Origin of the sequence: Arthrobacter sp. UYCo732 (assembly GCF_040547265.1) — a bacterium.
Classification (GTDB): domain Bacteria; phylum Actinomycetota; class Actinomycetes; order Actinomycetales; family Micrococcaceae; genus Arthrobacter.
On record NZ_JBEPPJ010000014.1, the window covers coordinates 88,932 to 99,212 of the forward strand.

The 10,281-nt window shown below is 64.0% G+C and carries 9 protein-coding genes; 5 read left to right on the top strand and 4 right to left on the bottom strand.

Annotation, left to right across the window (positions count from 1 at the left end; genetic code table 11):
* The first annotated feature begins 6 nt into the window (after positions 1-6).
* The 4 genes from ABIB45_RS16310 (at position 7) to ABIB45_RS16325 (ending at position 6,018) form a co-directional block, all read left to right on the top strand.
* Positions 7-3,018 carry a bifunctional [glutamine synthetase] adenylyltransferase/[glutamine synthetase]-adenylyl-L-tyrosine phosphorylase gene (locus ABIB45_RS16310; RefSeq protein WP_354216892.1) on the top strand — a complete coding sequence of 1,004 codons (3,012 nt, stop codon included), beginning with the start codon at positions 7-9 and terminating at the stop codon, positions 3,016-3,018.
* Positions 3,019-3,230: 212 nt separating this feature from the next.
* On the top strand, positions 3,231-4,670 hold the full coding sequence (locus tag ABIB45_RS16315; protein ID WP_354216902.1) for an amino acid ABC transporter substrate-binding protein/permease: 1,440 nt from the start codon (positions 3,231-3,233) through the stop codon (positions 4,668-4,670).
* Entirely contained in the window at positions 4,667-5,416 is a 750-nt protein-coding gene (locus tag ABIB45_RS16320) for an amino acid ABC transporter ATP-binding protein (protein WP_354216893.1), read from the top strand. Before ABIB45_RS16315 ends, ABIB45_RS16320 begins: the two co-directional genes overlap by 4 nt.
* A gap of 80 nt (positions 5,417-5,496) precedes the next feature.
* Positions 5,497-6,018: a GNAT family N-acetyltransferase gene (locus ABIB45_RS16325; protein ID WP_354216894.1), complete on the top strand. Its 522-nt coding sequence runs from the start codon at positions 5,497-5,499 to the stop codon at positions 6,016-6,018.
* Between the two features lie 296 nt (positions 6,019-6,314).
* Here ABIB45_RS16325 and glnA read toward each other — a convergent pair whose 3' ends face one another.
* Positions 6,315-7,739, bottom strand: a complete 1,425-nt coding sequence (gene glnA, locus ABIB45_RS16330) for a type I glutamate--ammonia ligase (RefSeq protein ID WP_354216895.1) — start codon at positions 7,737-7,739, stop codon at positions 6,315-6,317.
* Between the two features lie 255 nt (positions 7,740-7,994).
* On the opposite strand from glnA, the gene ABIB45_RS16335 reads away from it, so the two are divergent.
* A complete protein-coding gene (locus tag ABIB45_RS16335) occupies positions 7,995-8,432 on the top strand; it encodes an RDD family protein (protein WP_354216896.1) in 438 nt (145 codons plus the stop codon).
* Here the strand turns inward: ABIB45_RS16335 and ABIB45_RS16340 are convergent.
* The 3 genes from ABIB45_RS16340 to ABIB45_RS16350 form a co-directional block, all read right to left on the bottom strand.
* Complete coding sequence (locus ABIB45_RS16340) at positions 8,429-8,779, bottom strand: DUF3817 domain-containing protein (protein ID WP_354216903.1); 351 nt, start codon at positions 8,777-8,779, stop codon at positions 8,429-8,431. The two genes, ABIB45_RS16335 and ABIB45_RS16340, sit on opposite strands and share 4 nt — an antisense overlap.
* A gap of 106 nt (positions 8,780-8,885) precedes the next feature.
* Positions 8,886-9,638 (bottom strand): DUF4191 domain-containing protein, encoded by a 753-nt coding sequence (locus ABIB45_RS16345; RefSeq protein WP_354216897.1) that lies wholly within the window; start codon positions 9,636-9,638, stop codon positions 8,886-8,888.
* Positions 9,639-9,726: 88 nt separating this feature from the next.
* Positions 9,727-10,281: lipoyl synthase (locus tag ABIB45_RS16350; protein WP_354216898.1), on the bottom strand; the 555-nt coding region annotated here is incomplete at its 5' end.

Genomic DNA, 10,281 nt, shown 5'->3' on the forward strand with positions numbered 1-10,281 from the left:
GTGGTTGTGAGCTTCGCCCGCCGCCTGATCTCGGCCGGCTTCAGTGACCTGGAGAAGGGAGAGAGGTTTCTGGCTGCCCCTGAACTGGACGGCCTGGACCAGGACAGGATCTTCGCCGGCCTGCAAATGGCCGCCAACCCGGATGTCGCGCTGCAGTCCCTGGTCAGGCTGATTGAAAAGCACCCGCGGCTTCGGGAGCTGGCGGCCGCCGATCCGGAGACCAGCGAGCCGCTCTACCGTGTACTGGGGGCCTCCGAAGCGCTGGGCGAGTTCCTCATCCGCCATCCGGAACACTTGGTAGCCTTCGAGGTCACGGCCAGCCCGGAACCGCTGCCGGCAGATCCGGAGCAGCTCCGAGCAGCCCTCCTGTCGTCCGTCCGGGCCGACTCACGGTCGTCCCGGCCGCTGGCCGGGATAACCGGCACCGAAGCCTATGCGGCACTGCGGACGGCCTACCGGCGCGGGGTGGTGGACCTTGCCGTCAAGGACTTGTGCGCCGCCGACCCGCTGGATTTTATGCCGGCCGTCGGGGCTGAACTCGCGGATCTGGCAGGGGCCGCCATTGAGGCCGCCCTGGCGGTATCCCGGGCGGAGGCCGCAGAGCAGTTCAGCGCCGACGAAGTGGCCGGCGTCGGCCTGGCCGTCATCGGCATGGGCAAGTGCGGGGCCCGGGAACTGAACTACATTTCCGACGTCGATGTCATCTACGTGATCGATGCCGGCGACCTGGACGATGCCCGGGCCAGCACCATCGGTACCGCCCTGGCCGCCGGCATTTCCCGGGCGATCTCCTCGGTGGCACGCGAGCCCGGTCTTTGGGAAGTGGACGCGAACCTCCGTCCGGAAGGGAAGTCCGGGCCGCTGGTCAGGACCCTGGCGTCCCACGAAACCTACTACGCCCGCTGGGCGCAAAGCTGGGAGTTCCAGGCACTGCTGAAGGCGCGCACCATCGCCGGCGACAAAGAACTCGGGGAACGCTATGAAAATGCCGTAGCGCCGCTCATCTGGAGTTCTGCCGGGCGCGAAGGGTTCGTCGAGTCAGTGCAGGCGATGCGCCGCCGGGTCACCGAACACATCCCCGCCGCCGAGGAACAGCGGCAGATCAAGCTCGGCCGGGGCGGCCTCCGTGACGTCGAGTTCACCGTCCAGCTGCTCCAGCTGGTACATGGGAAATCCGACGTGTCCCTCCGCCGCAGGGACACCACAGCGGCCATCACGGCGCTCTCGGCCGGCGGCTACATTGGCCGGTCCGACGCTGCCGCCTTCGACCAGGCCTACCGCTACCTACGGCTCCTGGAACACCGGATCCAGCTTTTCCAGCTCCGCCGGACGCACCTTATGCCAGTCAGCGAGGCAGCCCTCCGAGCCCTCGCCAAGGCAGTCCTGGGCCCTTTTTCCACTGACCGGCCGCACCCGGATGCGCTGCTCGCGCAGTGGCAGAAGACCAAAAAGTCCGTCCGCGAACTGCACGAACGCATCTTTTACCGCCCGCTGCTCAATACTGCAGCCAAACTCAGCAGCGAAGACGCCAAGCTGACCCCGGAGGCAGCCCAGGGCCGCCTCGCCGCCCTGGGCTACGGTGACCCGAAGGGCGCCTTGCGGCATATCCAGGCGCTCACGGCCGGGGTTAGCCGGCGGGCCGCACTGCAGCGCCAGCTGCTGCCCATCCTGTTGGACTGGCTCGCCGAAGGCGTTGATCCCGACGCCGGGCTGCTCGCGTTCCGGCGGGTCAGCGAAGCGCTTGGAACCACGCACTGGTATTTGGGCATGCTCCGCGATTCCACGGCCGCTGCCGAACGGCTGTGCCACGTGCTCTCCAACTCCCGCCTGATCGCTGACCTGCTGGAGGTATCGCCGGAATCGGTGGCATGGCTGGGCACCAACAAGGACCTCGTCCCGCTGGGCTTTGAAGCCCAGTGGCAGGAGATCACATCCAAAATGTCACGCCACGCAGATCCGGAAAGCGCCATGCGGCTCATCCGGCTGATCCGGCGGCGCGAGATCCTGCGGATTGCCATTGCTGATTCTGCCGGGCTGCTTAACCAGGACGAGGTGGGTGCAGCCCTGGCGGACACGGACAGGGCAGCAGTGCTGGGTGCCCTCCGCGTGGCCGAGGGCATTGTGTCCTCGAAGGCAGCGTTGAAGACAGCCGTGCTCATTGTTGCCATGGGCCGGCAGGGCGGGCGGGAGATTGGTTATGGCTCTGATGCCGATGTGATGTACGTGCACCGCGCCCTACCGGGCTTTACGGAGGAGGAAGCGCAGGAGCAGGCCGCACGGATTGTGTCCAAGGTGTCCAGCCTCCTGACCCAGCCGCTCAAACCCGCCATCATGGCCGAGCGGGTGCTGCAGATGGATGCGGATCTCCGCCCGGAGGGGAAGAACGGCGCCATGGTGCGTTCCCTCGATTCCTTCGCTGAATATTACCGCCGGTGGTCTTTGATCTGGGAAGCGCAGGCGCTGCTGCGGGCAAGGCCCATGGCCGGAGATGACGCGCTGGCCCGCGACTTCCTGGCCCTCATCGATCCGATGAGGTATCCGGAGAATATTTCGGCGCACGATGTCCGGGAGGTGCGCAGGGTCAAGGCGCGGGTGGAAGCCGAACGGCTGCCGCGCGGGGCGGATCCGGCCCGCCACCTGAAACTTGGGCGCGGGGGACTGAGCGATGTCGAGTGGCTGGTGCAACTCCTGCAGCTCCAGGACGCAGATAGACACCCTGAACTGCGGACAACCTCAACGGTGGAGGCTCTAGATGCGGCGGCCTCCCTGGGGCTGCTCGCCACGGATGATGCGAAGCTGCTTGCGGATGCGTGGCGGCTGGCCAGCCGGATCCGTTCCGCCAACGTGATTTGGAGCGGCAGGGCTTCGGACCTGCTGCCGTCCTCACGACGGGACCTCGAAGCCGTGGCACGGTGGTGCGGGTACGAACCGGGCCACGCCGCGGCCCTGGAAGAGGACTACCTGCGCCTGAGCAGGCGTGCACGTGCGGTCTTCGAGCGGGTGTTCTACGGCCACTAGGCGGCCGGACGAGCGCCGCGGCGGTTGCGCTGGGCGTGCGCGGGTAATGAAGACGGCCAAATACAGGTAGCCTCTAGGGGTTAGTTTGCCGGTCCAAAGACCGGCTGCCGCACTTACCTAGGGGATGTTTGAACTTGTCCAGACTCCAGCAGACCGGGGCCGCAAGGCCGCGGACGGCCACGGTCATAGGCGCGTTGCTGGCCTTAGCCGCCATGCTCTTCGGTGCTGTCGGCGCCGCAGCCGCGCCGACAGAGGCAACCGAGGCCACCGTCGGTTCAGCCCATGCGGCCGCCGCACCCTCGAGCCTTTCGGGGAAGACCTTCGTCATCGGCACGGACACAACGTTTGCCCCGTTCGAATTCCGCGATGCCGGCGGCGAACTGACCGGCATCGACATGGACATCATCCGCGAGATTGCCCAAAAACAGGGTTTCGCCGTTGAGATCAAGTCGCTTGGCTTCAACGCTGCCCTCCAAGCGCTCTCCTCCAACCAGGTGGACGGCGTGATCGCCGGAATGTCCATCACGGAGCCCCGCAAGCAGATCTACGATTTCTCCGACCCCTACTTCGAGTCGGGTGTCCAGATGGCCGTCGCCAAGTCCAACTCGGACATCAAGGGTTACGGGGACCTCAAGGGCCAGACCGTCACGGCCAAGACCGGGAGCGAAGGCGAAACGTACGCCAAGTCCATCGCGGACCAGTACGGCTTCGCCGTCAAATCGCTGGACCAGTCCGCCACCATGTATGAGCTCGTGAAGTCAGGGAACGCCGTCGCCGTCTTTGACGATTACCCTGTCCTGGCTTATGGGATCAGCCAGAACAACGGGCTGAAGGCGGTCACAGAGAAGGAAAAGGGAGGCTCCTACGGATTCGCCGTCAACAAGGGCAAGAACCCGGAGCTGCTGCAGGCGTTCAATACAGGCCTGGGGGAGCTGAAGTCTAGCGGCAAGTACCAGGGGATCCTGGACAAGTACCTCAAGGACCCGACGAAGGCTACCCCGTCCAGCTTCTGGGATTTGCTGGGCAACAGCTTCCCCGCGCTCATGAAGGGCCTTGGCAACACGGTGCTGGTGACCGCCATCTCGTTCGCGATTGCCATGCTGATCGGCCTGCTTATGGGTTTCCTGAAGATCTCCACCAGTGTGCTCCTCCGTGGCATCGCAACGACCTTTGTTAGCGTCTTCCGCGGCACGCCGCTGCTGGTGTGGGCCTTCTTCTTCTACTTCGGCATCCCTCAGCTGACCGGCCAGCCGATCGATATCTGGGTGGCGGGCGTCCTCACCCTGAGCCTGAACTCCGGTGCGTATATCACGGAAATCGTCCGAGGATCCATTCAGTCTGTGGATCCGGGCCAGCTCGAAGCCAGCCGCAGCCTGGGCCTGGGCTACGCAAAGTCCATGCAGAAGGTTGTGGTCCCGCAGGCGTTCAAGATCATGACCCCCTCACTGATAAACCAGCTGATCATCATGCTCAAGGACAGCTCACTGCTGCTCGCGATCGGCTTCGCAGAGCTCCTTTACCAGGGCCAGCAGATCTACGCCGGGAACTTCCGGATCACCGAAACACTGCTGATTGTCGCTGTTCTCTACTTCGTAGTGATCATGCTCCTGACCAAACTGGCCAACGTTGCAGATAAGAGGTTCAACAAATGAGCACAGCAGTAAGTGCCGCCAGCAAGATCTCGGTCAGGGACCTCAAGAAGTCCTTTGGGGCGCACGAGGTCCTCAAAGGCATTACCGCCGAGGTTGCGGAAGGCGAGGTGGTGTGTGTGATCGGGCCCTCGGGTTCAGGCAAGTCCACGTTCCTTCGCTGCCTGAACAAGCTCGAGGACATTACAGCCGGTCATGTCACGGTGGATGGCTTTGACGTGTCGGACCCCAAGGTGGACATCAACGAGGTCCGCCGTCACATCGGCATGGTCTTCCAGCACTTCAACCTGTTTCCGCACATGTCCGTGATCGAGAACATCATGCTGGCCCCGGTGGAGTCGAAGAAACAGGGCAAGGAGGCGGCCCGGGCCAGCGCCCTGAAGCTGCTGGAACGCGTCGGGCTGGCCGAGAAGGCCGACGCCCGGCCGGCGTCCCTCTCCGGCGGCCAAAAACAGCGTGTTGCGATCGCCCGGGCGCTGGCCATGAACCCGGACATCATGCTCTTCGATGAAGCTACGTCCGCGCTCGACCCCGAGATGGTCGGCGAGGTCCTGCAGGTCATCAAGGACCTGGCCGGCGAAGGTATGACCATGGTGTTGGTGACGCACGAGATGGGCTTCGCCCGCGAGGTCGCGGATCGGGTGCTCTTCATGGCGGACGGTGTCATCTGCGAACAAGGGAAACCGGAGCAGTTGTTCGGAAATCCCCAGCAGCAACGGACCCGGGACTTCCTGTCCAAAGTTCTGTGATCCTGGCTGGAACGTCCGGAACGGCAGGTCCGGCCTGTGCAGCAGCAGGGTCTACGACATGCGCCGGCTAGGCTGCGTTGATGCCTGAAAACGTGTGGCTGTTGCCGCTGAAGGATATTGACGGCGACGCCCGCGCCGTCAAGCTGGGTGAGATAGGCGAACTCGAAGTCGATGACGCCCAGCGGCGTTTTGTCGGTGACCCCTTGCGAATGGTCCTCGTGGGACTGGAAGAGGACGGCCGGCATCCATTTGCCATTGACTCCAATGGGACCGCCATAGGTGTCCTGACCCTGCAGTCGGGAGCCGCTACCCTCGCCGGCTGGCCGGATGACGACTCCGCCTGGTTGCTGCGCGGGTTCGTGATCGACCGCCGGTGCCAGGGCAGGGGACTGGGGCGGCTCGCTGCTGCCGCGGCTGTGGCATCCGCCGCGAAACTGACGGCGGGGCACGGGAGCGGAGAGTCCGGCGTCGTTCTGTCTGTCAACGAGGGCAACCCGGCGGGACTGGCGGCTTACCGGCATGCCGGATTCGTGGACCACGGACGGTACCTCGGCGGCAGTTCGGGCCCGCAGCGGGTCATGTACAGCAGCTTCATCGGATGAATTAGCCGGACACGGCTCCCACAGCGTTGCCTCCCGGCGCACATTGACAGATTATGTGGGTGGCGGTGTTCTTCAAACCTTGTTGGGGGGAAGGCTTGAAAAGTCTTCGTCTCGGGGAGCACATGTCAGGGGGCTGGCTCCTGGTCTCAGCACGTCTGGGGCCAGCCTCCGCCTTTCGGTGTGATCACAGGTACAGATACGCAAAAGTCCGCCCGGGCTGCCAGCACGCATGCTGGCAGCCCGGGCGGACTTCGTGGCCTGACTTCCTGGGCTGAGCGGGTCAGCCGCAGGGTGTCTTAGACGCCGTAGTAGAGCTCGAACTCGTACGGGTTCGGGCGCAGGGACAGCGGGCGGATCTCGTACTCATACTTGTAGTCGATCCAGGTGTCGATCAGGTCCTGGGTGAACACGCCACCGGCCTGCAGGAACTCGTTGTCCTCGCGGAGTGCCTCGAGGGCCTCTTCCAGCGTTCCCGGAGCCTTGGGGATGTCCTTGGCTTCCTCGGCGGGGAGCTCGTAGAGGTCCTTGTCGATGGGAGCCGGCGGTTCGATGCGGTTGCGGATGCCGTCAATGCCGGCCATCAGCTGGGCAGCGAAGGCCAGGTACGGGTTGGAGGAGGGGTCCGGCGCACGGAACTCGATGCGCTTGGCCTTGGGGTTGGAGCCCGTGATCGGGATGCGGATACCGGCGGAGCGGTTGCCCTGCGAGTAAACCATGTTCACGGGCGCTTCGAAGCCCTTGACCAGGCGGCGGTAGGAGTTGACCGTCGGATTGGTGAAAGCCAGCACGGCGTCCGAGTGCTTCAGCAGGCCGCCGATGTACCAGCGGGCCATGTCCGAAAGGCCGGCGTAGCCCTTCTCGTCGTAGAACAGCGGATCGCCGTTGCTCCACAGCGACTGGTGGCAGTGCATGCCCGAACCGTTGTCGCCGAAGACCGGCTTCGGCATGAAGGTCACGGACTTGCCCCAGGCGTCAGCGGTGTTCTTGATGACGTACTTGAACTTCTGCAGGTCATCAGCGGCGTGGGTCAGCGTGGTGAACTTGTAGTTGATTTCAGCCTGGCCGGCGGAGCCAACCTCGTGGTGGCTGCGCTCGACCTCAAGTCCGGCTTCGTCCAGGGCGATGCACATGGCGTCGCGGAGGTCAGCCTGCTTGTCGGTGGGGGAAACGGGGAAGTAGCCACCCTTGATGGGGGTCTTGTAGCCGAGGTTTCCACCCTCCTCTTCACGGCCGGTGTTCCAGTGTGCTTCTTCGGAGTCGATCTTGTAGAAGCTGCCCTCGGGGGAGGACTGGTACTGGACGTTGTCGAAAACGAAGAATTCGGCCTCGGGGGCGAAGAACGCGGTGTCGGCGATGCCGGTGGAGGCGAGGTAGGCCTCAGCCTTCTCGGCCACGCCGCGGGGATCGCGGTGGTAGGGGTCCCCGGTGCGCGGGTTCACGATGGAGAAGTTCAGCGCGAGCGTCTTTTCCATGCGGAAGGTGTCCAGGAATGCGGTGGTTACGTCCGGGATCAATTGCATGTCCGATTCGGCGATGCCCTGGAAGCCGCGGATGGAGGATCCGTCAAAGAGCTGGCCGTTGACGAAGAAGTCTGCGTCCACGCTCTTTGCCGGCACGTTGAAGTGCTGCTGCACACCAGGGAGATCGGTGAAGCGGATATCGACGAACTTAATATCTTCGTCCTTGATGAACTTGAGGACTTCGTCCGCATTCTTGAACATCTATGCTCCTAACGCATATGTAATATCTGGCTGGCAAGCCACAAAGCGCAATCCGAAAAGCAGGGAAACATTGTTTCCCTGCTTGGGGGTATTGCTTGAAACTGCTACCAGCCTATGGACACGTCATTTCTCGTCGGTGTCCACATTGTTTCGGGCAGGTTACAGAATGCCCTGATCAGGCAACGCTATCTGCTGTCCATAGTGTGGTCCAGCGGCTTCCACTCTGTGAACGCGGGGAGTCGGTAAGCTTGGACGGTGGTAGATCGCAACGACATCGGCTCCTGGCTCACCGGACCGGACACCTCCGGCATCTCTAAGTACCCCGGGGAGCGGCTGGGGCTGCCCGAATCCGGCTCCGGCTCGATAGCCCGGGCCGGCAGGCGCATTGTGGCCATCATGCTGGACTGGGCGGTTGCCCTGCTGATCAGCAACTTCGCCTTCGGCGGTGACTCCTGGGCCACCTTGGCCGTCTTCGCCGCTGAGCAGATGCTGCTGGTGGGTACCCTCGGCTACAGCATCGGCCACCGGGTGGTGGGGATCCACGTGGTCCGGATGGGCGGGGCGCCGGCAGGTCCGCTGGCGGCCTTGGTACGTACCGTGCTTCTGTGCCTCGTCATCCCGGCCGTGATCTTTGATCCGGACCACCGTGGCCTGCACGACAAAGCCATGAATACGGTGTTGGTCCGCCTCTAAACTCCGGCGGTTTCCTTGACGTCCGTTGTGCGTGCTGCGGCGTCTGTGAGGTAACCGCGTTTCCCGGCCCAAAGCTCAAAGGTGATGGTGGCGAAGGGGAAGGCAGCGGAGATCCCGGCAAACAACGCCACGGTGAACGGCCAGCGCTGCAGCCGCCACAGGGCGAGGGCTGCCACTCCGTAGCAGACAAAGAGTGCGCCGTGAATCGGGCCGGCAATTTCCACGCCGAGCTCACTGGTGTTGGCGATCCACTTGAAATACATGCCGACCAGCAGGGCTGCCCAGCTGAACGCCTCGGCCACTGCCAGGATTCGGAAGGCGCGGATTACACCAGTCTTCAGCGGCATTTTCATGGGCTTCTCCGATCTCAGGATGCGTTGGCGCACGGTTGGTGACACAAATAAGAACGCCCCGGTGCCCGGCTTGAGCCGGGACCGGGGCGGTTCAAATGTCTTAGCGTCCGCGGTTGGGGCGCGCTTTGTAGGGATCGATTCCCTTGGGGATGGGGAGGCGGTTGCCCAGAGACGAGATGCGCTTGGACACTGCGTTCACCTCGAGCTTGGTCAGTTCGTTCTTCAGCTTCCCCATTTTCTTGGCTACCTGGCTGATGGGAACCTGGCCTTCACCGCGGCCGCTCTCGATCACGTGGACCGTGACGTTCGGGAGGATCCGTGCCAGTCGCTTGCGTTCGGCGTCCAGAAGCGGCCTGACCCTGACGGTGGGTCCTTCACTGACGAGGACGACGCCGGGACGGCCGACGGCGCGGAACACAGCGTCCTGGGTGCGGGGATTGACTGCGACGGGCTGGTCTTCGGTGACCCAGCCGCGCTTGAGCGTGCCCAGCGCAGCGCCCGAAGCGCCGGGCTGGTTCTCGATCTGGGCGAACGCTGCGCGTTCGGCGCGCCTGGACAGGATCAGGGTGGCGCCGAGCAGGCCAAGGGGGATGCCGATCAGGAGGCCGGTGATCCAGTTATCGAGCCAGAAGCCCACCAGGAAGCTGACGGCCACAACGCCCAGGAACACCAGCAGCATCAGCCACGGGACCATGGGGTCATGGCGGCGGGTCATGTTAAAGACTTCGCCGATCTGCTTAAGGCGGCTGGGCTTTTTGACCTTTGCTTCCTTTGGCTTGCGCGAGAAGAGACCACGCTTCGGGGCGCCTTCGGCCGCCGGCGTCGTGTTACTGGAATCAGGGGAGTTCGCCATAGTGCCTCAATTCTACGTGATTTGTGGCCGAGGGCCGGACGCCGGATATTCTCCGGTGCCGGCCCTCAAGGCACAACAAACTGGCGGCTCAGGAACGTGCGGCCAGCAGTGAGCTGGCTTCCTGGCGGGTGCTGCCGGAGGACTCGATGTGGGCGAGTTCGGCGGGGATTTCCCAGCCCTTCTTACGCATCGCGGTGGCCCAGAGCCGCCCGGCACGGTACGAGGACCGGACCAGCGGGCCGCTCATGACACCGAGGAAGCCGAGCTCGTCGGCCTCGTTCTGCAGGTCCACGAACTCCTGGGGCTTGACCCAGCGGTCCACCGGCAGGTGCCGTTCGGACGGGCGCAGGTACTGGGTGATGGTGATCAGGTCACAGCCGGCCTCGTGCAGGTCCCGCAGGGCCTCGGAGATTTCCTCGCGGGTCTCGCCCATGCCCAGGATCAGGTTGGACTTGGTGACCATGCCCAGCTTCCGGCCCTGCGTGATGACATCCAGGGACCGGTCGTACCGGAACGCGGGCCGGATCCGCTTGAAGATCCTGGGCACGGTTTCGACGTTGTGGGCGAAGACCTCCGGCTTGGAATCGCAGATCGCCGCAATGTGCTCGGGCTTGCCGGAGAAGTCCGGGATCAGCAGCTCCAC